The 21,934-nt window shown below is 63.8% G+C and carries 18 protein-coding genes; 9 read left to right on the forward strand and 9 right to left on the reverse strand.

The features are described from left to right. The first annotated feature begins 47 nt into the window (after positions 1–47). The gene (locus AUR64_RS04825; RefSeq protein WP_058580791.1) at positions 48–791 is read left to right on the forward strand and encodes a hypothetical protein; all 744 of its coding nucleotides are present in this window, start codon (positions 48–50) and stop codon (positions 789–791) included. On the opposite strand, the gene AUR64_RS04830 is transcribed toward AUR64_RS04825, so the two are convergent. Further along, a complete protein-coding gene (locus tag AUR64_RS04830; RefSeq protein ID WP_058580792.1) occupies positions 788–1,744 on the reverse strand; it encodes a hypothetical protein in 957 nt (318 codons plus the stop codon). The genes AUR64_RS04825 and AUR64_RS04830 overlap by 4 nt on opposite strands. A gap of 341 nt (positions 1,745–2,085) precedes the next feature. Then, entirely contained in the window at positions 2,086–3,681 is a 1,596-nt protein-coding gene (locus AUR64_RS04835; protein WP_058580793.1) for a hypothetical protein, read from the reverse strand. A gap of 609 nt (positions 3,682–4,290) precedes the next feature. On the opposite strand from AUR64_RS04835, the gene AUR64_RS04840 reads away from it, so the two are divergent. Then, positions 4,291–5,253, forward strand: a complete 963-nt coding sequence (locus AUR64_RS04840; protein ID WP_058580794.1) for a hypothetical protein — start codon at positions 4,291–4,293, stop codon at positions 5,251–5,253. A 110-nt stretch (positions 5,254–5,363) separates the two neighbouring features. Here the strand turns inward: AUR64_RS04840 and aglM are convergent, their stop codons facing one another. Then, a complete protein-coding gene (gene aglM, locus AUR64_RS04845; protein ID WP_058580795.1) occupies positions 5,364–6,656 on the reverse strand; it encodes a UDP-glucose 6-dehydrogenase AglM in 1,293 nt (430 codons plus the stop codon). Positions 6,657–6,816: 160 nt separating this feature from the next. Here aglM and aglF point away from each other — a divergent pair, with 160 nt between their 5' ends. Continuing rightward, positions 6,817–7,581: a UTP--glucose-1-phosphate uridylyltransferase AglF gene (aglF, locus tag AUR64_RS04850; protein WP_058580796.1), complete on the forward strand. Its 765-nt coding sequence runs from the start codon at positions 6,817–6,819 to the stop codon at positions 7,579–7,581. Positions 7,582–7,672: 91 nt separating this feature from the next. Beyond that, positions 7,673–8,236: a metal-dependent hydrolase gene (locus tag AUR64_RS04855; protein WP_205628371.1), complete on the forward strand. Its 564-nt coding sequence runs from the start codon at positions 7,673–7,675 to the stop codon at positions 8,234–8,236. 2,054 nt (positions 8,237–10,290) lie between these two features. Here the strand turns inward: AUR64_RS04855 and AUR64_RS19940 are convergent. Then, positions 10,291–11,328, reverse strand: a complete 1,038-nt coding sequence (locus AUR64_RS19940) for a GNAT family N-acetyltransferase (RefSeq protein ID WP_082230579.1) — start codon at positions 11,326–11,328, stop codon at positions 10,291–10,293. 219 nt (positions 11,329–11,547) lie between these two features. Between AUR64_RS19940 and AUR64_RS04875 the strand changes: the two genes are divergently transcribed. Further along, positions 11,548–12,624 (forward strand): glucosamine inositolphosphorylceramide transferase family protein, encoded by a 1,077-nt coding sequence (locus AUR64_RS04875; protein WP_058580801.1) that lies wholly within the window; start codon positions 11,548–11,550, stop codon positions 12,622–12,624. Between the two features lie 48 nt (positions 12,625–12,672). On the opposite strand, the gene AUR64_RS04880 is transcribed toward AUR64_RS04875, so the two are convergent. The 3 genes from AUR64_RS04880 to AUR64_RS04890 all read right to left on the reverse strand — a co-directional run bounded on the left by AUR64_RS04880 (position 12,673) and on the right by AUR64_RS04890 (position 15,669). Continuing rightward, positions 12,673–13,683 carry a GNAT family N-acetyltransferase gene (locus AUR64_RS04880; RefSeq protein WP_058580802.1) on the reverse strand — a complete coding sequence of 337 codons (1,011 nt, stop codon included), beginning with the start codon at positions 13,681–13,683 and terminating at the stop codon, positions 12,673–12,675. A 185-nt stretch (positions 13,684–13,868) separates the two neighbouring features. Beyond that, complete coding sequence (locus AUR64_RS04885) at positions 13,869–14,090, reverse strand: hypothetical protein (protein ID WP_058580803.1); 222 nt, start codon at positions 14,088–14,090, stop codon at positions 13,869–13,871. A gap of 43 nt (positions 14,091–14,133) precedes the next feature. After that, on the reverse strand, positions 14,134–15,669 hold the full coding sequence (locus AUR64_RS04890) for a right-handed parallel beta-helix repeat-containing protein (protein WP_058580804.1): 1,536 nt from the start codon (positions 15,667–15,669) through the stop codon (positions 14,134–14,136). Positions 15,670–15,914: 245 nt separating this feature from the next. Here AUR64_RS04890 and AUR64_RS04895 point away from each other — a divergent pair, with 245 nt between their 5' ends. Then, a complete protein-coding gene (locus tag AUR64_RS04895) occupies positions 15,915–16,961 on the forward strand; it encodes a class I SAM-dependent methyltransferase (protein WP_058580805.1) in 1,047 nt (348 codons plus the stop codon). After that, complete coding sequence (locus AUR64_RS04900; RefSeq protein WP_058580806.1) at positions 16,958–17,908, forward strand: hypothetical protein; 951 nt, start codon at positions 16,958–16,960, stop codon at positions 17,906–17,908. Before AUR64_RS04895 ends, AUR64_RS04900 begins: the two co-directional genes overlap by 4 nt. A gap of 55 nt (positions 17,909–17,963) precedes the next feature. On the opposite strand, the gene AUR64_RS21020 is transcribed toward AUR64_RS04900, so the two are convergent. Further along, a complete protein-coding gene (locus AUR64_RS21020) occupies positions 17,964–19,100 on the reverse strand; it encodes a polysaccharide lyase (RefSeq protein WP_058580807.1) in 1,137 nt (378 codons plus the stop codon). Positions 19,101–19,524: 424 nt separating this feature from the next. On the opposite strand from AUR64_RS21020, the gene AUR64_RS04910 reads away from it, so the two are divergent. Both AUR64_RS04910 and AUR64_RS04915 read left to right on the forward strand, forming a co-directional pair. Then, the gene (locus AUR64_RS04910) at positions 19,525–20,583 is read left to right on the forward strand and encodes a DUF1616 domain-containing protein (RefSeq protein WP_058580808.1); all 1,059 of its coding nucleotides are present in this window, start codon (positions 19,525–19,527) and stop codon (positions 20,581–20,583) included. Next, a complete protein-coding gene (locus AUR64_RS04915; protein WP_058580809.1) occupies positions 20,583–20,852 on the forward strand; it encodes a hypothetical protein in 270 nt (89 codons plus the stop codon). The genes AUR64_RS04910 and AUR64_RS04915 overlap by 1 nt, the downstream gene beginning before the upstream one ends. A 33-nt stretch (positions 20,853–20,885) precedes the next feature. Here AUR64_RS04915 and AUR64_RS04920 read toward each other — a convergent pair whose 3' ends face one another. Then, on the reverse strand, positions 20,886–21,761 hold the full coding sequence (locus AUR64_RS04920) for a hypothetical protein (protein ID WP_058580810.1): 876 nt from the start codon (positions 21,759–21,761) through the stop codon (positions 20,886–20,888). Positions 21,762–21,934: the final 173 nt, after the last annotated feature.

Genomic DNA, 21,934 nt, shown 5'->3' on the forward strand with positions numbered 1-21,934 from the left:
TCTCGCCGAGTGTATCCGTTCATGTGCGGTCGGCCCCTACGTCAGGTGTGACCGTCTTTCGCCTCGCGGCGCTGCGAACTGCCGAAGACTTCGCCGACTGGTACCGAATCGGGGCCGACTACGTCGCCCACATCGCCGACGGCATGGAGTTCGACTGTGGCCCGTTCCGAGAGGACGCCGTCGCAGGCGTCGAGGCCATGCGCGCGGGACACACCGACGTCGAACCGAGAGTCGCTCGGTCTATCGCGGCGACGCTTCTGGCCGACGCGGCGTTCTGTGAGCCGTTCTGTGAGTGGCTGCCGTTGTGGTACGAACTCGCGTTGGCGGGGCCGAACGCGCTGGCGGAGTACCGACTGACTCGCGTCGCGCGGATGTACGCGAGTGACCTTCCGCACGTCTCCGTCCCGCAGTACAGCACGCCGAAGGAAGTGTTGGTCGAAGGCCGACCCGCGCTCTCGCACGTCTCGGGGTTCTCCGACCGGTTCGTGCTCACGGACGCGATTCTCCATTTGGAGTGGTTCGTCCACGTCGCCCGCGAGTCGGGTGTCGACCTGCCGCCGGAGTTGCTCGCGCGGACGCGCGAGGAGACTGTCGCCTACTACACCGGTCGGCGCGAGTCGCTCTCGCCGGACGTTCATCGGTTCCAGTCGCTCCTGTTCGCGGACGACGAGTGGGTCAGAAAAATTAATCGTACATACGGACTCGACAGCACGCTGTTCGGTGTCTGGGAGGGAATACTGCGGCGTGCCCGGACGGACCTGGAAACGGCTGCGAGCGGTTCGGCCGACTAACAGTTCTCGAACTGCGATTCCATCTCGGCGCGGCAGGCGTCGGCGTCGGAGTTCGACACCGACATCGAACTCGCGCCTTCGGCCGTGGCGGATTCGACGACTTGGTACGTCCCGAAGTAGCCGCTGGGGAGACTGATGGTCGTCGTTCCCTCGATGATTTCGTCGGCGTTCAGCCCGAAGACGTACTCCTGTTCGGAGAAGCGCGGACCCGGTCCGCAGTCGCCGTCGGAGGCGAGTACCGACAGCGACACTTGGTCGAAACTGCCCGTCACTTCGACCGTCGTGCAGTCGAGGAACTCCATGCCCGGTTCCGACCCGTTGCCCGTCTGTCCGCGGCCGTCGTCGCCGTCGTCGCTGCCGTTACCGTCGCCGCTCGACCCGGGCCCGGTGTACTCCTGACCGTTGAGATACGCCGTCCCGCCCGAGAGGTCGAACTCCGTGACGTCGCCGGCGATACGGAAGGCGTCGGCACCGCCGAACACCGTGCCGCTGACCGACCCGGCGTCGACGCTGTCTGCGGTCTGCTGGGAGGCGAACGCGCTCGGTGCGCCGCCGGTCATCTTCGTTTTGGCGACGTCGCCGTCGACCTCGAAACTGTAGTCGGTTTTCGACCCGTCGCCGACGACGGCGAGGTAATCGTACGAACTGCCGACGCTGTCGGGGTCTATCTGCGTGCCGTCGACGTACACCGTCGCATCGCCGTCCACGGACAGCAGCGTCAGGTCGCCTCTGAACCGGTACGCGTCGACACCGCCGACGACGACGCCGTCGGCGAAACTTCCGTCGAGCACGTCGTTGGCGTTTATCGAGGCTCCGGAGACGGGTGCACCGCCCGTCTCGGCCGTCTTTTCGAGCGTGTCGGTCGCCTCCAGTTCGTAGCGAACCGGCCCGGTGCCCGGCGTCCCGGAGACGACGACGTAGCTCCACTCAGACTGCTGTGCTTGAACGGTCATCGTTGCCGTGGTTGCGCCGAGGGCTGTGAGACTGCCAGCGAGGAACGTACGGCGGCTTGTATGTGTTTCCTTCATTGATTTCTCCGCTTCCGGCTAAGGCCACATTGAGTTGCATCTTAAGCTTTTTTCACGCGTGTGTACTTGTGTATTTATCTGACTATCAGGAGATAGTGAACGTTACCTCGCGCGTTCGATTGTCAATTCGATATTACGTAGTCGGAATCGCAGGTAAGAGCGACGTTGACGCCGAAATTCGACCTGCCGACGTCGCCGAGAGATGGTAGCAATCCACACCTTCTGGCGGGCAATCGGCGGTTACGCCTCCAGCCCGAAGATTTTCACTAGTTCGGGAACGTCTCGCTTCGACAACTGTCCGCATTCGTGTTCGTTACGTCGAGTTGCTCGCCGTCGGGGTAGACCACTGTCGCTCGCTCGGCGACCTGATAGGGACCGAACTCGTCGGCCGGAACGGTGACCGTCGTCTCCTCGGAACCGTCGCCCGCGACGGTGTACACCTCTTCCATCGGCGTCGTCGGCGGCACGTCGTCTTGGACGAGCACCTCGACGACGACTTCCTCGAACGCGCCCGTGACCTGCACGGTCGTACAGTCGACGAACTCCACGTTCCGAAGGGCCGGGAACGTCTCCTCGCGGCAGGCGTCGGCGTCCGGGTTGACGGCGTCGAGCGTCTCTCCGTCGCCGTACGTGAGAGAGACGGCTTCGACGACCTGGTAGGGACCGAACTCGCCGTCTGGGACCGAGATGGTCGTCTCCGCGGACCCGCCGCTTTCGACGGTGTACACCTGTTCCATCGGCGTCGTCTCGGGGCTGTCGTCCTCGACGAGCACGTCCATCGACGCGGACTCGAACGCACCGGAGACGTCCACGGTCGTACAGTCGACGAACTCCACGGTCGGTGCCGGCGACGGGAACGTCTCGTCGCGGCACGCACCCGCGTCGGGGTTCGTCGCGCGGGTCGTCTGGCCGTCGCCGTAGGTGACCGACGCCGCCTCGACGACTTGGTACGGTCCGAACTCGCCGTCCGGGACCGAGATGGTGGCCGTCGTCGCGCCGTCGGCGTTGTCGTACTCGTACACCTGCTCCATCGGCGTCGTCGCCGGGTCGTCGTCCTCGACGAGCAGTTCCAACGACGCCGACTCGAACGCGCCCGTAATCTGCACGCTCGTACAGTCGGGGAACGCGAGTTCGGGTGCTTCCTGCGTGTCGTCACTTTCGCCGGAGTCACTGTCGCCCCCGTTGTCCTCGTCGGTTCCGCCGGTGTCACCGCGCCCGTCCGAAGGGCCCGCGTACGCGCTCCCATCGAGGTAGCCGGTCAGACCGCTTCCGAGGTCGAACTCGGTGACTGCCCCGTCTACGACGTAGGCGTCGGTGCCACCGAACACCGACCCGCTGACCGACCCGCCGTCGACGCTGTCGGCGGCGTTGAGCGAGGCGGGCGGGACGTCCGCGCCACCGGTGAGCGTCGTCTTCTCGACGGTGCCGTCGACGGCGAACGTGTACTCGCCGTTGCCGGTAATCGTGAGCACGCCCGATGTGGGGTAGTCGCTGGGGTCCACTTCGTCGCCGTCGACGTAGACGGCAGCACCGCCTTCGACGACGAGGTTCGTCACCGACCCGGTGAACTGGTACGCGTCCGCGCCACCGTAGACGCGTCCCTCCGCGGTTGCTCCATCAACCGTGTCGTCGCCGTTGAGCGAGGCGAACGCTCTCGGTGCGCCGCCGGAATCGGTCGTCTTCTCTACGTCGCCGTCGACGCTGAACCGGTACTTCGCCGGACCGTCACCGGTCGCGTTGACGACGGCGAAAGTCTGCGTCGACGCCTGCGCGCTCGCACCGCCGGCCAGTAGTGACAGCGAACTGAGTGTCGCCGCGCTCCCCGCGAGAAACCGTCTTCGTGTCTGATTTTCTCGTGTCATGCACTTTCGTACCGGCAGGACACACGGAACTATCCGGGTTTAGTATATTCCGGCTATCCGAGAGTAGGTGTCGCTCTCTCAATGTCTTTCGATTTCGCCGAATCGTCTGACACAGAAAACGTGGATATCGACGTAGCGACGTTCTACGAGACTGACGATTCGTCTGAGAGATGAGGAAATATCATCGTTCGTTCGACTAGGTCCTGTGACACGAACACTAGCCGGGTGCTACCGGACTGTTTCGAAGTCGAGGCAACCTCCAGTTCGGCGCCGTTACCGACCGTTATCGGTGCCTACTGTCAGTAGATGGGCACTACGTTCTTCCGCGCTGGAGAGTTATCTCAAGTTGAATTTACTGCTCGAGGTACTGAGTGGGCCGAGATTCGGTGCTATTTCTGATATGTCCTTCGCCACACACACTGTTTCGTCGAGAACTACCAGATTTTGTATCATACTGCCGCCGATGGAAAAGCGGCTACAGATGGCGTTTTAGCGGCCATTACCGCGTTTCGATAGTTCTGAGACTAGCGTAAGTCCACTCACACTTAATTAATTAGAAAGTTATATAACCGGTCCTCTGACTGTACTACTAAACAGAGGGAAAGCAAAATGCGAAAGTCCAGCACCTCAACCGAAGCCGCCCAGTCAGAGTCCCGCTACACCCGCCGTGGTGTCCTCAAAGCATCGCTCGTCCTCGGCGTCGCCGGCACCGGCGCCGCCGCCCAGCGTGGCAGCGCCGCCTCCACCTCCGACGTCGAAGCCCACCGTCTCGCGGCGACCCAACACTGGAGAACGCAGGCGTTCGACTCCTCGTACACCAACCCCGTCGTCGTCGCCCTCCCGGTCTCCACCAGCGGCTACCAGCCGGCGACTTCACGCGTTCAGGAAGTCGATGGCCGGTCGTTCGAGTACCGCGTACAGGAGTGGAACTACCTCGACGGCCCGCACGTCGAAGAGGTCGTCGGCAGCCTCGTCGTCGAAGCCGGTACGTCCGCCGTCGAAGGTCTCCAACTGGAGTCGGGGACCGTGAAGGCGACGACGGGATGGACCGGCGTCTCCTTCGACGAGGCGTTCGACAAACAGCCGGTCGTGCTCACCCAACCGCAGTCGACCGACGGCTGGCAGGCGGTCGTTTCGCGGAACCGCAGCATCTCGAAGCGCCGGTTTGCAACGCGACTGCAGGAAGAGGAGGCCAACGACAACTGGCACCACGACGAAACCGTCGGCTACGTCGCCGTCGAACCCGGCACGGGGAGCCTCGGTGGCGCGCCGTTCGAGGCCGGCCGCGAAGCCAGCGTCGGCCACGAGTGGCAGACCCTCGAGTTCGACGAGTCGTACGACAACCCCGTATTCGTCGCCGACGTGGAGACGTTCAACGGCAACAACCCGTGCAGTCTTCGCTACCGGAACCTCACGCGCACGAGCGTCGAAGTCCGCGTCGAAGAAGAGCGAAGCGCCGACGACGAACAGTGGCACAAGCCCGAGACGGTCGGCTACGTCGTCGTCGAAGGTGACGACATCGAGACGTTCTACGGCGAAGGTCGCTACGGCGCGGACGGCTTCGGCGCGTAACGACGCGTCCTACCTTCGGCGCTCTCCGCCGCCCTTCGATTCGCGTGCACCTTCCGGACCCCGTTTTTCGTAACCCGTTTCGTCGGATTTTCCCCGTTTTCTGAACTCTCCTACCAGGTGAGCCCTTCGTACTCGATACCCGCTCTCGGTTCGACGATGCGGCGGCCGTCGACGACGACCGGACGGGCCATCGCGTCGAACTCCTCGTCTAACGCCGCGAACTCGTCCCAGTCGGTGACGACGACGGCGGCCGTCGCGCCCGACAGCGCGTCCGCCGCGCTACTGGCGTACTCGATATCCGGGAACTCTGCGCGCATGTTCTCGGTGGCGACCGGGTCGTAGCCGACGACGGTCGCGCCGCGTTCGAGTAGTCCCTCGATGGTCGGAATCGCACGCGAACTCCGAATATCGTCGGTGCCGGATTTGAACGCCAGACCGAGCACCGCCACGCGTTCGCCGTTGACGTCGACGTGGTCGTCCAGAATCGACAGCAGTCGCTCGGGTTGGCGGTCGTTGACGCCGACGACGGCGTCGAGTAGTTCGGGGTCGTAACCTGCGTCGCGGGCGGCGGCGATGAGCGCCGCGACGTCTTTCGGGAAACACGACCCGCCCCAGCCGACACCGCTGCGGAGGAACTGGGGACCGATTCGGTCGTCGAGGCCGATGGCGTCCGCGACTTCGTAGGCGTCGACGCCGAACTCCTTGCAGATGTTTCCGAGTTCGTTGATGAGGCTGATTTTCGAGGCGAGGAAGGCGTTGTTGGCGTACTTTATCATCTCCGCCTCCCGGATGCCGGTTCGGACCACCGCGGTGTCGGTCCGCTCGAACAGCGGGGCGTACAACTCGTTGAGGGTCTCGTACGCGCGCGCGTGTTGCGCGCCGAAGACCACCTTGTCAGGATGGAGGAAGTCCGAAACCGCCGTTCCTTCGCGGAGGAACTCCGGGTTCACCGCCACGTCGAACGCCTCACCGACGGTCGACCCCGACCCGCGTTCGAGCGCCGGTATCAGTTCGTTCTCCGTCGTTCCCGGAACGACCGTGCTCTTGACGACGACGAGGGGTCGTTCCTCGCTCTCCGCTAACGCCGCGCCGAGTTGCTCGGCCCCGGCGGTGATTATCGACGTGTCGATTCGTCCCTCGGCGTCCGTCGGCGTCGGCAGCGCGATAAAGACGACGTTGGCACGCGTCGCCACGTCGTAATCCGTCGTTGCCCGGAGTCTCTCGCCGCCGTGCTCGGCGACGAGTTCGTCCAGTCCCGCTTCGTGAATCGGGGCGACGCCGCTCTCTATGGCTGCGACGATCTCCTCGTCGATGTCGACGTTCGTCACGTCGTGTCCGAGGTCAGCGAGACACGCCGCCAGCGTCGTCCCCACGTAGCCGCTGCCGATGACGGTGACCTGCATGGTCGAACACTGCCGCGGACGCGTATATAAAAGCAGACGTTCGTTCGACGAACTGTCGTCTCGCGGAGAGGATACGTCGCACGTTGTGTCGATTCGACAGACTGTCTGTGAACCGTAGTGACCGTATAGTAATACGGTTCGGCGTCGCATACATCTCGCCATGAAAGCAGTAGTGCTGGCAGCGGGGAAGGGGACCAGACTCCGACCCCTCACAGACGACAAGCCGAAAGGGATGGTCGAAGTCGACGGCAAGCCGATTCTCGCTCACTGTTTCGAGCAACTCGCCGAACTCGGTGCCGAGGAGTTCATCGTCGTCGTCGGCTACAAGAAAGAGGCGATTATCAGCCACTTCGGGGATAGCTTCGAGGGCATCCCCATCACCTACTCCCATCAGCGCGAGCAGAAGGGACTGGCACACGCACTCATCACCGTCGAGGAGCACATCGACGACGACTTCATCTTGATGCTTGGCGACAACATCTTTCAGGCGAACCTCTCGGACGTCGTCAAGCGACAGCAGGAAGAACGCGCCGACGCTGCCTTCCTCGTCGAAGAAGTACCGTGGGAAGAGGCGAGTCGCTACGGCGTCTGTCGGACGAACCCCTACGGCGAGATAACCGACGTCGTCGAGAAACCCGACGAACCGGAGTCGAACCTCGTGATGACCGGCTTCTACACGTTCACGCCAGCCATCTTCCACGCCTGCCACCTCGTCCAACCCTCGGCGCGCGGCGAGTACGAGATAAGCGACGCTATCAACCTCCTCATCCAGAGCGGACGCACTATCGACGTGCTGCGACTGAAAGGCTGGCGCGTCGACGTCGGCTACCCCGAAGACCGCGAGCGGGCGACGAAGTTGCTCCGCGGCGAAATCGACGTCGAGAGCGAGGAAAGCGACGACATCGAACAGATATCCGTCGAGTGACCTGCCTGTCTGCGGTGACGGCCCCTAGTTTCCCGCGACGCTGCGGCGGACCGATGCAGTCAGTACGCTGCCGCTCCGGTACACAGCAATGATGCCCTGGGGTCACCTCGGTTTCGGGTACGTCCTCTACACCCTGTACGTCCACGCCGTCTATCGACGCAGTCCGGCGGACGTGCCGACGCTCGTCCTCGTGTTCGCCACGCAGTTTCCGGACCTCGTCGACAAACCCTTAGCGTGGGGTCTCCAGTTGCTCCCGAGCGGTCGCTCGCTCGCGCACTCGCTGTTCGTCGCCGCCGCGGTCATCGCCCTCGTCGCCGTCGTCGCCAGTCGGCGCGGCTATCCCGAAGTCGGCCCCGCGTTCGCCATCGGCTATCTCTCGCATCTTCTCGGGGACTCGTACCGAGCGCTCCTCGCGGGGCAGTTCTACGAGGTGAGCTTTCTGCTCTGGCCGCTGTACCCCATCACCGAACCCGACGACGTAGACGAAGTGTTGACCGACCTCACGACACTGACGTTCGGGCCGGAACTCGTTTTCACTCTCGTCGTCGGCCTCGGCGTCTTCGCGCTGTGGCTCGCGGACGGCCGCCCCGGCCTCGGGATTCTCACGTCGGTCACCCGTGGCTTTCGCGGCCGCCTCGCCGTCCTGTTCGACTGACCGACAATCCGTCGTTACCCGTCTCGAAACCGGCGGCTGAGACCTGTCGTTCGTATGAACGCTACACAACATACAAGCCACACGGCGTTGCACGAACGTTCAGTACATGGACGACCGGAGACGGCTTCGGACGAAACTTCTCGCCCTCGTCGGTGTTGCGCTGCTCGCGCTCTGCGCCGTCTACGTCGCCGTGGGTCCGCCGGCGACGACGTACGAAATCAACATCTACGGCGCGTATCCCGTCTGGTTCTGGCTCGCCATCTGCGGTGCGCTCGTCGTCGGCCAACTGCTCGTGTTGCGGGCTATCTCGCCCGCCACAGACGCAAGAGCGAACGCGGACGCCGACGCAACGACCGGCTCCGGCTGGCGCTACGGGGTGGCGCTTCTGCTCGGCGCGAACGGCCTCCTACTGTCGTTGCCGTATCTCCGGTACGGCTTGTTCGCCGTCGGTAAGGGTGATATGCTGACGTTCGTCGGGATGGTCGACTCGCTCGGACAGACGGGCCGACTCGACCCGGAGAACTACTACCCCGGACTGAACGCGCTCACGGGCGTCTTCTCGAACGTCACGGGCCTCGACCCCGCGGAACTCGTCAACTTGCTGCCGCCGTTCGTCTCGCTGTTCTACCTCGGTGGCCTCTACTTCCTCTTGGACACAGTCACCGACCGGAAGCGAGACGTGCTGTTCGTCCTCCCCGTCGCGTTTCTTCCGCTGTTCGGCTACGAGAACGTGATGTACTCGCCCAGTATCTTCGCGTTCTCGTTCGTCCCGTTCGTGCTGGGACTGCTGTTTCGGACGAACACGTGGGAGCGACGGACGCAGTACGCGTCGCTGCTCGTCCTCTCGGTGGTCGCTATCGTCTTCTTCCATCCGCTGACGACGCTGTTTCTCATCGGTCTGTTCGCACTCGCCAAAGCGCCCGAACTGTACGGACGCGTCACCGCACGGCGGACCACCCGTCCGGTCCCGGTGTTGGCAGTCGGAGCCATCGCCAGTGTACTGTTTTTCGCGTGGCACTACACGTTCGAGTCAATCGAGGGGAGCACGTACACCGTCGTGGCCCGTCTGCTGGGTGCGAACGCCGTCCAGTCCTCGGAGTTCGGTAGTCTGAGCGGGACGGCCGCTCGGACGACGCCCCGTCTCGTCGACCTGCTCCAGACCGGCCTCTACACCTACGGTCTGTTCGGACTTCTGGCGAGTTTCGCCGTCGTGTTCGCGTGCTATCTGCTCGTTCGACTGCTCCGCGGCGACACCGAACTGAGCGAGGTGTCGCTGTTCTTCCTCGCGGTGTTCGTCGTGTTTACCGGCCTGTCGGCGCTCGCGTTCTTCGTCGACATCACGGTCGGATTCACCCGCATCTCCCGGTACGCTCGGTTCACCGCGGCGATACTCGTCGGCTTCGGCGCGTCGGCGCTGTGGGCGCGTTCGAACCGCCGCTGGCAGCGGTCGACACTTCTGGGGGCGTTCTCCGTCGGACTCGCAGCGCTCGTGTTTCTCTCGGTGTTCTCGCTGTACGCCTCGCCGCTGTCCAACGGCGCGAACGGACAGATAACCCAGAGCGAAATCGAGGGGATGGAGTGGGTGCTCGACAACCGCAACGAGTCACTGCTCATCGACGAGTACGGGACCAGCCAGTCACGGTTCCAAGAGATGCTCGAATACGGGGTCGACGCCGAGAACATCCGTTCTGAGGGGACGAACCCGCCGATAGGCTTCGCCTACGGCGCGCCGCCACCCGACGGCCCACCAGCGTACCAGTACCTGCTCATCACCGACCTCGGCCGACAGGTGAACCCGACGTTCTATCCCACCTACCGCTCGTTCTGGCGGTACACCCCGGCGGATTTCGACGGGTTGGAGCGTCGGTCGACGGTCGCTCGCGTCTACGACAACGGCGGCTTCCAGTCGTATCTGGTGACGACGAACGAGACGGAGGTCGAAAGCTCCGTCGCGTCGCCACCGACGCGAACGTCGGTGTCGTCGTCGTCCGGTTCGGCGGCGTCCGGTTCGGCGACGTCGCTCTCAACGACATCGGGGACGCCGCCCGCCCCGACTACTCGTGTTCCTCTCGAAGTCGGTTCGCCGTCTGATACAGTCGCCGACCGAGTCGAAAGGCGTTCCAGCGAACCGGCGCACAACCGCGCTCCCACGAGAGCGTCGGCACGACACGCCCACCGAAGCGCTCTTTGAACCGAAACAGTCCGTCGCGGAAGTCCGGACTCGTCTCGCCGAAGTCGTAGTACCGATAGCCGTTCTCGATGCCCCACTTGATGGCGCCCTCGTGCAACAGTTCCGAGGCGTTGTACTCGAAGTGGTCGCGTTCGACCGCCGAGAAGAAGTAGTGGACCGTCGACTGCTCGTCGTCAACGAGAACGAGGATGCTCCCTGCAGGTTCGCCGTCGGCCTCCAGCGAGAACTGACGCACTCGGCCGTCCATCGCCGCCAACTCCTCGAAGAACGACTGCGGGTACGCGTCGCCGTCGACGCGGTCCATGACGCGACTGTAGCCGCCGTGAAACGCCCGCAGGTCGTCTCGGTCCGGCACGGCGTCTTCGACGTGAACGTCGGCTTTGTGCCCCGAGCGTATCGCGCGACGACGCGAACTGCTCATCCGGTCGTACACCGACTCCCAGCCGTCGGCCAAGTCGACGACGAACCGACAGCTAGCGACCGTCTGACTGTACCCACGTTCCTGAAGTCGGCGCTGATACCGGACGGCGCTCTCGTCGACCGTCCGAAACACGTGCGCGACGATGTCGTCCCCGCAGACGTGTTCGGCACCGTCGAGTAACGCGTCGAGCGTCTCGTCCTCGTCGGAGGCGACGACCGGGCCACCGAACCCCGGGTCGGGCGAACAGAGACGCTCGAACGGCGTCATCGGCAGCGAGTCGACGGTCGAGGCGAAGACGCCGACCGGGTCGTTGTCGTCGTCCTCGGCGACGACGTACCGTCCCGACTCCGCACACCCACGTTCGACGGCAGCAAGCCACCGATACCGGTGGAAGACGCTCCCGTGGGGTGACTGTTCGACGACACGGTCCCACCGTTCTCGGGGGACGCTCTCGATGGTGCGGTGTATCTCGACGTTCATCGCTCACCTACACACACGTCGCTTCGTCTCGCGGGTCGGCCGCGAGGCAACCAGTCGATGACGACACTCATACGACAGTTCACAGAGCACGCGCCCATATACGTTGTCGCGGACGACGCTCGATTCCCACGGCGACCCATGTTTTTTGGTTGTCATCACCGTTCTCATCCGTATGATTCGACGTGACGTGGGTCGACGCCGGGCGGCGGTGAGTGTCCGATGATGTTTCCTCGCTTTCGCCCCGGCGACTCGAAGACGCTGAGAGACGCTGCGTGGCTGGCAGGCGAGCGTCTGCATCGCTCGAGACTGTTCGGTGGGGGAACACCCGCACTCCCGTCGACGCCGGCCGACGGCTCGCTGTGGGACGACTACGGGCAACCGTGGGCGACGCCAACGCCGTCGCCCGGACCGTTCTCGCTCGTTCCGGGTCGCGGCGTCGTCAACCCCGTAATCACTGCAGCGGACGTCACCGACTTCGGTGACGCAGACTTCGTCGCCGACCCGTTCCTGTTCGTCACTCCGGACGGCCGCTGGCATCTCTTTTTCGAGGTGTTCAACCGCGACCGGACGCCCACCGCCGCAATCGCCCACGCTGAGAGCGACGACGGTAAACACTGGACGTACAACCGGGTCGTCCTCGAAACCAACGACCACCTCGCGTTTCCGTATCTGTTCGAGTTCGAGGACCACTACTACATGCTCCCCGAGCGCTGGGACCGCGAGACCCCCGCAAGCGCGCTGCTGTACCGGACGGAGTCGCTGCCCTACGGATGGTCGCCGGTGGCCGAACTCGTCACCCCCGACCGGTTTCTCTCCGACTTCGTCGTGTTCAGACACGACGGGCGGTGGTGGGCGCTCGCCGGCAGCGACGACGACGACGCCGACCTGTTCGCGTTCTACAGCGACGAACTCGAAGCCGACGACTGGACGCCGCACGACGCGAACCCAGTCGTCGAAGGTCGCCCAAAAGCGGCCCGTCCGGGCGGCCGACCGCTCGTCCGCGACGACGACATCGTCGTGTTCCTGCAGGACTGCGAGGCCCGCTACGGCAACCGCCTCCGCGGTTACGTGATAGACGAACTGACGCCGTCGACGTATCGGGACCGAGAACTTCGGAGTTCGCCGATTCTGGAGGGAACTGGGACGCGCTTCGGGTGGAACTCCGGGCGGATGCATCATCTCGACCCGTGGCCGGTCGGCGACGGGTGGCGCTGTGCGGTCGACGGCAACATCGAGTTCGGCGGGCGCGTGTTCGGTGCGGACCACTGGGCCATCGGTATCTACGAGTCGCTGTGAGACGGAGGAGAGTCCGACGGAAACGAGCGAATGAGCGGAGGGAGAAACTCAGACGAGCGACCGAACGCGGTCCGGCAGTCGGTTGTACAGCGTCGACACCCCGCGCATCAGCGGCCGCTGTCGCTGGACGAGATACAGCGCTCTGGGTACCGGTGAGAACTGTGATTTGTACCGACAGAGGCTCGGAACCATTCCGCCGACGAAATCGTACCGCGAGAGGCCTCGTTCGGCGGCGTCGCGTATGGCGTACCACTCGACGAGTTCGTTGACGGGTATCTCGACTTCTTCGACGTTCGCGGCGCTGACCCACGCGTATATCGTGTCACCGAGTTCGACGGTGAGTCTCGCGCCGACGGGACGACCTTCCACGGAGAGTACGTACGGTCTGACACAGCCGTCGGGGAGCGAATCGTACAGCGCCTTGCAGAGTCGGGTGGAGACGCCAGCGTTCTCGTAGCGGACGTGGTACTGGTCGACGGCGTACTCGATGCCGTCGTGGCCCCACACGTCGATGTCGTAGTCGTCCACGTCGCGGACGTATCGTCTGGTGCTTCGGCTGAACTGGCTCTTTATCTGCTCGGGCCCGGGTTCGAGGTCGAGAACGTACGTGTACGCCGGACTCACGTCCAACTCCTCCCAGATGAACGGTCGTACGTCGGGGTAGCGGTCGACGGTTCGGATGTCGAGGTGGTCGGGGTCTATCTCCTCGTCTATCCACCGGCAGACCGACTCGATGAACTGGTGGTTCAGCATCTCTCGCTTCCGCTGTGAGAGGTGGTTGACGTCGAGCCACACCGGCCCCAGATACGGCACGTCGTGTTCTGTCGGCGGGCATCGGACCGACGAGAACGGGCCGATACTCCCCTCGAACACCGGGAAGATACCGAACACTTCCTCTCCGTCCCGGCCGACGAGCAAGTGCAAGGTCGTGTCGCTCACGTCGCGTAACGCTTCCAACGCCTCCAATCGGTGAAACGGCGTCGCGTGCGGCGCTCGCTCGACGTACGTGTTCCACGACTCGCGGTCTGTGCCCGTCGCTTTGGACACGGTTATCGCCATAGGGACTCTGTGCGAAAGCTGACGGTATTAAACATCGTTTTTGTCAACGAACTGTCTCACCGACCGGACGACCCGCGATATCCAACCAGTCGACTCATCATGTTCGGTGGGTCGACGCGTCGCATTTTGCCGGGCGACGCGCTACGTCTGCCCGGTCGACGCGCTACATTCGACCAGCCGAGCCGCTACACCCGACCGGTCGACTCGGCGACCAGAAACGCCGCGGCGGCGACAGCACCGACGACGAACACGAACCACGCCAGTCGAACGTCGGCCAGAAACGGACCGCCACGACTCGTTACGAGCGTCGCGCTGTGGAGGAGGACGAACGCGACGACGCCCGCGGTGAACACGCCGAGCGTGAGCAGTTCGACGGGACGCCGACGGAGACGCTCTTTTTCGGCCATCGTGTCAGTTCACGAACGCCGAGAGCATAAAACGAAGCCCCGGTCAGTAGGCGTTCGCACTCCACCACCACTGGAGGTTGCCGTCGCCACCCTCCGGAGCCGACTGGTACGATACTTCGATAGCGTCGCCGTCCTGTGCGACGCTGAACGGACCTGCAGCGGCGTCGCTGGCGGCTGTCACGCTGACCGACTGCGGCGGCGCTGCGAGGCCGTGTTGCCACCGGAACGTCGTCGTCGACCCGTCGCCGCTTTGTGTCTGGTTCCCTCGGTTCGTGGTTCGATAGCCCGCGGCGTTCGAGACGGTCAGTTCCGGTGGTGGGTCCTCTCGGAACCACAGCGGTTGCGTTCCGGCGTTCCGCAAGTCGACGTCACGGATAGTTATTGGACCCGCGTCCGCTCCCGCCGCGATGCGGACGCTGTAGCTGTTGTCGGTGAGTTCGCCGCCGTAGAGGACGACGTGTCTCGGCGAGGAGGAGTCCTCGTCTCGAATCGTGACGCCGCCGGCGTTGGGTCCACTGTGGCCGTCCGACCGCGGGTTTAGAATCGACGCCCGGACCCCGCCGTCGAGCAGGATTCCCGAGCGACCGTTCGCGCGTGCGACGACGTTGACCGCCGAGACGCGACAGTCGACGAACTGGATGCCGTAGTTCTGGTTCTCGTAGGCTCGACAGCCGACGACGTCGAACCGCGCGGCGGCGTCGTTGCTCTCGATACCGCCGTCGATGATGAAGCCGCTTCGTCCGTTGTTCCGGCTGAGACAGTTGTAAAAGGCGTTGTCGAGCGACTCCCCTTCGACCGTGGTCCCGCGGTCGTTGATACCGTCGACGCCGTTGTTGTTGGTGATACAGTGGCCGAGCCAGTTGAAGTAACCGCGACCCTCCGTGTCGGTTCCGGGATGGATTCCGTGGCGGAAGTTGTCGTGCGAGCGGATGCCGTTGAGCACGCAGTCGTTGCACTCGTAGAGGTCGACGCCGTAGTAGCCGCCGTTTTGGACCTCCGTGCCGTCGACGATGATGCCGTCGGAGTTGCTGAGCGTGAGCACGGCGAGATACTGCTCGCCGTCGGTCTGTTCGCTTCCGTCGAGGAGACCCCCGACGATGGCCGCTTCCGACGCATCGTTCACCAACACTGCGGCGTAATCGCCGCCGGCGCTGAGACGAGCGTTTCTGAGGTTCAGTACGGTCTGTTCGCGAAGGCTGACGGGCTGAGAGAGACTGTAGCTGCCGACCACCTCGACGCTCTGGATGCCGGCTTGCTGTGCTGACGCGTCGAGTGCGGCTTGGATGACCGTCGCTGGCTGTCGCCCCGACTCGATAGCGCCGCCGCCGGTCTCGGCGCGGACGACTCCGTCGCCGTCCTGCCAGACGATAATCGACGGCGGCATCTCTCCGACCTCGTTTCCGGTCGGCGTCTGTCCGTTCTCGGGTTCGTCCCCACCGAACAAGGCGTAACATCCTGCGAGACCGACCGCTCCGGCGGCCCCGGCCGCTGCCAGCAACTGGCGACGGGACAACCCGCCAGCGGTTCGGTCCGAGTCGTTCGACCCCGGCCGTCCCGTCGGGCGGTCGTCGTCAGCCATCTGTTTTCTCGTCTGCAGGTACGGTCGAACGAGTAGCGGACGTCGCCGGAGAGAATCGACAGTCTGCTCGGAACACAGTTTCCGCGGTCATGATGCACGACATACTCGCATGCTATACCCCTAAGTGTACTGTACTATCCGGCTGTTGACACCAACTGAAAGAACCGCACGGCGCACAACGTCGGGGAATATAGTAGTACTGTGAACAACATATAATATGTAGTCCGGACTACACAGTCGTATCGATGTGGTCACCGGAGTTGGAGTTCGTCTGCGAGCACTGTGGGTCCGCGCTCCGCTATCGACAGCAGTCGCGGAACGGTCAGTGCCACGCCGATTGGAAGGTAGACGACGACGGCATCGTTCGACTGCTCGGCGACGGTAACGTCACCGAAGCGATGGACGCGCTGGTCGAGGCGCTGTGTGCGGACGGAATGACACCGTTCAAGCGCGCCGAGAAGTTCGAATCGGAACTCCAGCAACTCTACCCGGAGTTCGAGTACGAGTCGTGGCTCAACCCGGACCAAGCCGACTGGGTCCGTATCGAACCGCTGGCGGGCAAAACGGTGCTCGAACTCGGCAGTCGATACGGCGCGCTCACCCGTTCGCTCACGCGACGCGCCGACCACGTCGTTGCCGTCGACACGAATCTCGATGGGCTGAAGTTCTCGGCGGCGATGAACGCGCCCGCCGATATCGACAATCTCACCCTCGTCCACGGCGACGCCACGGACCTTCCACTCGGCGACGACCAGTTCGATGTCGTCGTCCTCAACGGCGTGTTGAAGCACGTTGGAAGCGGCGACGGCAGTGACGCCGACGCCGACGGTACGGACGCCCAACGGACGCTCTTACGGCAAGTGCGTCGATGGCTCCGTCCGGATGGCCGTCTCCTCCTGAGCGAGTGGAACAAACTGTACCCGCTTCGTCTCGCGTCCACTGTCGTCCCCACTGCCGTCGAAAAACGGCTCTTCGGTGGCGACGACCGGCAGCATCCTTCGGCCTCGGCTCGACTCCACTCCGAACGGGGCTACGTCGGACTGCTCGAACGTGCCGGCTTCCGGAACGTGACGGTGTCGTACGCCGTCCCGGACCGGCGCTCGCCGGCGTTCATTTTCTCCGATGACCGGTTGTTGGCGGCGTTTCTCAAACGAAAGCTGGTGTCGCTTGGGTCGTGTCTCCACGGCGCTGTCTCCCCGCAGGTTCTCTCCCGAGTGCCGTTGCCACCGGGGACGAGACGGCTGCTCGGAGCGCTCACACCGGCGTTCAAAATCACCGCCGACGCCGCATGATAGCCGCTCTCCTCGACCGCGTTGCCGACCGATTCGACGCCGACCGGTCGGCGCTGTCGTACAGTCTGTACAGCGGCACCCGCGGCCCGACCGGCTACATCACGGTGTTCGTTTACGAATCGGAGAACCCGGTGGCTGTCTGTCGCTTCGCACGGTGGGACGACGCCGAAGTTCACGGCGAGTGGGAGCGCCTCACCCGTCTCCGTGACCTCGTCTCGTCGTCGGAACGCCTCCGAACGACCGTCGAGACCCCACTCGACGTCGAATACGTCGACGACACGCCCGTCATCTTCAAGGAGTTCCTCGGTGGGCAACCGGCGCACTACTCGTTTCGCCACTTCGACCAGTACGCGGAGACGTTTCTCTCGAACGCCACCGACTGGCTGGTCGCCTTCGCCGAGGGGACCGTCGACGCCCGAACGTACGACTCGGCGGCGAAACGAGAACAGCTCTCGGCGTCGACGCTTCCCGGGTCGGACGCGTACGTCGAGCACTTCGCTACCGACGACCAGTTCTTCCTCGGACCGACACACGGTGACTACGACGGCACGAACATCCTCGTCGGGTCGAACCTCGACGTGCGGTCGGTCATCGATTTCGAGTACTTCCAGACCGACGGCGTTCCGCTCGTCGACCTGTTGAAGCTCATCATCGAGACCGCGCTGTACGTGTTCGACAGCTACACCGAGGCGACGAACCGCGCGTTCTTCCGGGACTGTCGGTTCTCGCGCGCAGTCGGACGATGTGTCTCGACGTACTGTTCGGGAGTCGGTATCGACGAACGTCGCTTCGTCGACGTGCTACCGTTGTATCCGGCGCTCAGACTCGGACCGACACCGAGAGCGGACCACACGCCGTGGAACCTGCGGTTCTATCGGCATCTCTACGATACGCTGTCGCTCACGGATGCTATCGTCTGGGCACCCGACTGCAAAAATAGTCGCTGAGAGACCACGGGCCGTCGCCTCTGACGACCGTTCGGAATCTCGGCGGTGATGCGTCTCAGTCCAGCGGACCGCTCGTCGACATCTGGAGGTTGTCGAAGTAGAGCATGTTGTCGCTGGGCGAGGTGTCGCCGCCGCCGTGGTAGATGTTGAACCACAGCGTCTCTATCTTCAGGTCTTCGGTGTCACGGAACCGAACGTCGGTCTTCTCCATCGCCTGCTCGCCGTCTATCCACCCGCGGAGGATACCGTCGTTCTCGCCGGGGGTGTTGAGTTTGACGTAGCTGTCGATCTGGTAGTACTGACCGGGTTCGATGGTGCCGTCCCAGCCCCACCACTCGCCCCAGTTGTTCATATCCGCGTGGTAGCAGTAGAACGAGAGTTCGGCGCCGCCGCCGTCGGCCGGCATGAACGCCATTCGGGCGGACCAACCGTTCGTCCCGTCGGCGGCTCTGCCGCCCCAACCGGCGTTGTCGTAGGTGCCGGCGGGGCCGGGAAGCTTCCCACCGTCGGAGGTGACGTCGAAGCCGGGGTCCAGACGGAGGTAGTAGCGCGTCCAGAGTTCTTCGGGTTCCGACATGCCGTTGTCGCTGAAGTAGTACTTCATGTCGGTGCCGTAGTGGCTCCCCTCTTCGAGGTGGACCTGCAGCGCCGTGTCGGTGCGCGCTTTCTCGCCCTCGATGATGTCGTTCCACCCCGACTCGCTGACGTCGAACTTGTCGAGATACGAGTCGTCGGCGAAGTTGATTTTCACGTCGGCGTTGGTCGCCCCACCGGTGTCGCCGCGGCCGTCGTCGCTCCCGCCGGCCTCGCCGCTGGCGAGCGTCTGTACGCCGTTTGCCATCTGGACCTTGAGGGTGTTCTGGTCGGTTCGGAGCCACATGTCGCCGACCTGTGCGTTTTCGGGGTCCTGTTCCCGCGTCGGAACGCGGAAGCGGTTCTGCGCCGTCAGGTTGCCGACTGTACCGCGCTGCGGCAGCGGCGCGAGGTTCCACTGCTCGCCGTCGCCGAGATATCGGTTGCCCGTGTCCATCGCCAGGAACTTCGCGCCGGCGGCCGGCGTGTACGAGTCGAGCTTCGATTCGACGTCACGAATCTCGACGTCTTTATCTATCTTCTTGAAATTCTCGTTTAGAGGTACGTTCCAGTCGGCGGTTCCTTTCTTCGGAGTGTTGTAGCCGTGATTTTGCGTCATAGATATGGGATGTTTTGTACGAAGTATTTCGAGTTACGCTGCCCGAACCGTTGCCTCGGACGCGCGGTTGGCAGCTCGCGTGAGACGTCTGCGACGCCGACTCAGCGTAGACCATCTTCCGGAACTATCAGATATCATAGTTTCACATTTCCTCGTGCAGACTCTGTTTCCCACGCACAACGGCAGTTCGGACAGTCGAAGGTAAACCTTCTGATTCTTCGGTTAAACACGTATTTACAGCTAGATTTTCGCTCGGCGACCGCCGGACGTAGCCGGGGTATGCGCCGACCCGACGACGGCTGATTTCTTGTCAGTTCAATGGTTAATTACGCCCTCGTTTTCGGTGCAGCCGACGCCGATGTTGTAATAGTCAGATTCCGTTCACGAGGGTAGATTTATATGCTAGATTACAGTTATCCGAACTGTGTCGGTACGCGACTCGCTCGTCGTTCAGTTTCTTGACCTCGTCCTCTGTGCGGTTCTCGTGGCCGCGTACGGCGTACTAGTAGCGACGTTCGGCCTCTCTTCGCCGGGTATCGCACTTTTGGGAGGTCTGTTGGTGGGGTTCGTTCCCGGCTACGCCATCGTCTCCGCGCTGTTTCCGAAAGCGGAGACGAGCGTCGACCTCCGCGGCGACGCGAAACGGCTCACGTTCGGCCATCGAGTCGTTCTCTCGGTCGGGACGAGTTTTATCGTCGGTGCGCTCCTCGGACTGGTGTTGGCCAGTTCGCCGACTGGTCTTTTCGCCGGACCAACTATCGTCGCCGTCGGGGCGCTGAACGTGGTCGGACTGCTCGTTGCGGCGGGACGACGGTGGGCGACACCGCCCGACCGCCGGTTCAGCCTTCATCGGCCGCGCGGCGTGACCTTCTTCACCGCGTCGAGCGGCCTCGAACGGATTGTTACGGCGCTGCTCGTCGTCGGCGTTCTGGTCGCGTTCGGCGGTATCGGCTACGCCGTCGTCACGCCCGACCGAGGTGAGACGTTCACTGGCTTTTCGGTGCTGACCCAGAACGACACCGGCGAGTTGGTCGCAAGTAACTACCCGACGAACGTCGTCTCCGGGGAGTCGAGCGACCTCTACGTCGAGATAGCGAACGAGGAGAAAAGAGTGGTCGACTACACCGTCGTGGTGTTGCTCCAATCGGTCGACGAGGAGACCGGCGCGGTCACCGCGAGTTCGGAACTCCGGCGGTTCGAGGCGAGCGTCCCCGCCGGTGAGACAGCGACCCGCCAGTTCACGTTCCAGCCGGACCGTGCGGGCGAGAACCAGCGAGTCCAACTGCTGCTGTACCGGGGGTCGCCGCCGACCGACCCGACCCGGGCGAACGCCTATCGGTCGGTGCACTTCTGGACGACGGTCAGTGCGACGGGCCAAGCGAACGCGTCGGTCGTCCCCCGAGCGGATACGTCGCTTGCTCCCGCTCTCCGAGCGGACGTTCCGCCCGTCTCGGCCGTCTGGTCTTCGGGAGGTTCCGTCTGATGTCGGCGTCGGGTCCACACCGTCTCGTCCTCGTTACGGCGGTCTGGGCGACGCTCGGAACGACGTGGCTCGCCGTCGTCGGCGCGCTCACCCCGGGGTTCGTCTTCGCCATCGTTCTCTCGGGATTCGCCGTCGCGTTCGAGTTGACGACCCCCTCGCATCACCGCCCGGTGTGGGTCGTCCGTGCAAGACGGGCACTCGTCGCGCAACTGCTGCTGTTCGGTCTGTACGTGCCGCTCAGGCTGTACGACCTCTACGTCGGATTCTGAGACTGCGGCGGCGTCAGTCGAACGTCTGCACCGTCAATCGAGCGACTGCTCCGCCGACCGTGCGGACTGCTCCGCTGACCGTGCGAACTCGTCGCCGGTTTCGACGCTGCACTCGACGAGGTAACTCCCCTCGGGTCGGCCGGGTTCGGCGTCGACGCGAACCGGTTGGCCGAGTCCGGACGCCATCGCGGTCCCGAGAAACGACGTGGTTGGATGGTCGAACCGCGTCAGCGGCGTGAGCGCACAGCCGAGCAGTCGGAAAGTGGTGGAGTCGTCGCTTCGGTCGACGACTTCGACGGCGTCGGCGAGGCCGAACCCGTCGACGACCGCCTCCGCCAGTTGGTCGGAGAGGCGACGTGGCTCTGCGGCGAGCGACTCGTTCGTCTCGGCGAGATACGATTCGAGCAGTTTCGCACCGACGGGCCGACTCCGTCGTCCGACCGACGTGTTCCCCGCCGATGCGGACGCGAGCGACGCGTCGTCGCCGGTGAGAATCAGTCTGATGTCGCTTCCGCCGACGTCCATCTTCGTCGACGGAACGTACACCTGCCGTGCCGACTCGTCGACGACGTCGTGACCGTCGACGTAACTCCCGTACACCCCTTCGGTGACGAGGTCCGAGACGGCCGTCTCGGGTGCGAGATAGTAGGTGAGCACTGCGACGTACAGCGTGACCGCACCCAACGCAGCCAGCAGCCACTGCTGGGTGAGAACCCCACCGGCGGCGAGTACGAGGCCCAACGCCGCCCCCACCCCCGCTACGACAACCCATCGTCGGGAACGTGAACGGACTCGTCCGGCCCCGTCGAGTCCGGGGACGGAAACGTCCGTCTCGGTACTCGTCGAAGAACTGTTTCGTCGACTCTGCTCCGACCGTTCGACCACGTCGGAGGTCTGTTTCTCGGTCATAGTTGGCGTGTTCTCCCCACAGACACTGCGTGTCCGGTTCGTACGCTCACGTTCGGGAAGCGACGGTATTATATTACGCATTATTTCCCGAACGAAACGTTCTGCGAAAGATACTGTTTTCTCGCATACATTTTCACCGGCGAGAGGGAGAACGCTGTAACGACGCGCTCCGG

The organism is Haloprofundus marisrubri (assembly GCF_001469955.1).
Classification (GTDB): domain Archaea; phylum Halobacteriota; class Halobacteria; order Halobacteriales; family Haloferacaceae; genus Haloprofundus; species Haloprofundus marisrubri.

What these genes read in the sequence shown, in the direction of transcription:
- AUR64_RS04830 (WP_058580792.1), bottom strand. Translation starts at nt 1,744, where the DNA reads ATGACCGTTCAAGCACAGCAGTCTGAGTGGAGCTACGTCGTCGTCTCC.
- AUR64_RS04835 (WP_058580793.1), bottom strand. Translation starts at nt 3,681, where the DNA reads ATGACACGAGAAAATCAGACACGAAGACGGTTTCTCGCGGGGAGCGCG.
- AUR64_RS04840 (WP_058580794.1), top strand. Translation starts at nt 4,291, where the DNA reads ATGCGAAAGTCCAGCACCTCAACCGAAGCCGCCCAGTCAGAGTCCCGC.
- aglM (WP_058580795.1), bottom strand. Translation starts at nt 6,656, where the DNA reads ATGCAGGTCACCGTCATCGGCAGCGGCTACGTGGGGACGACGCTGGCG.
- aglF (WP_058580796.1), top strand. Translation starts at nt 6,817, where the DNA reads ATGAAAGCAGTAGTGCTGGCAGCGGGGAAGGGGACCAGACTCCGACCC.
- AUR64_RS04855 (WP_205628371.1), top strand. Translation starts at nt 7,673, where the DNA reads ATGCCCTGGGGTCACCTCGGTTTCGGGTACGTCCTCTACACCCTGTAC.
- AUR64_RS19940 (WP_082230579.1), bottom strand. Translation starts at nt 11,328, where the DNA reads ATGAACGTCGAGATACACCGCACCATCGAGAGCGTCCCCCGAGAACGG.
- AUR64_RS04875 (WP_058580801.1), top strand. Translation starts at nt 11,548, where the DNA reads ATGATGTTTCCTCGCTTTCGCCCCGGCGACTCGAAGACGCTGAGAGAC.
- AUR64_RS04880 (WP_058580802.1), bottom strand. Translation starts at nt 13,683, where the DNA reads ATGGCGATAACCGTGTCCAAAGCGACGGGCACAGACCGCGAGTCGTGG.
- AUR64_RS04885 (WP_058580803.1), bottom strand. Translation starts at nt 14,090, where the DNA reads ATGGCCGAAAAAGAGCGTCTCCGTCGGCGTCCCGTCGAACTGCTCACG.
- AUR64_RS04890 (WP_058580804.1), bottom strand. Translation starts at nt 15,669, where the DNA reads ATGGCTGACGACGACCGCCCGACGGGACGGCCGGGGTCGAACGACTCG.
- AUR64_RS04895 (WP_058580805.1), top strand. Translation starts at nt 15,915, where the DNA reads ATGTGGTCACCGGAGTTGGAGTTCGTCTGCGAGCACTGTGGGTCCGCG.
- AUR64_RS04900 (WP_058580806.1), top strand. Translation starts at nt 16,958, where the DNA reads ATGATAGCCGCTCTCCTCGACCGCGTTGCCGACCGATTCGACGCCGAC.
- AUR64_RS21020 (WP_058580807.1), bottom strand. Translation starts at nt 19,100, where the DNA reads ATGACGCAAAATCACGGCTACAACACTCCGAAGAAAGGAACCGCCGAC.
- AUR64_RS04915 (WP_058580809.1), top strand. Translation starts at nt 20,583, where the DNA reads ATGTCGGCGTCGGGTCCACACCGTCTCGTCCTCGTTACGGCGGTCTGG.
- AUR64_RS04920 (WP_058580810.1), bottom strand. Translation starts at nt 21,761, where the DNA reads ATGACCGAGAAACAGACCTCCGACGTGGTCGAACGGTCGGAGCAGAGT.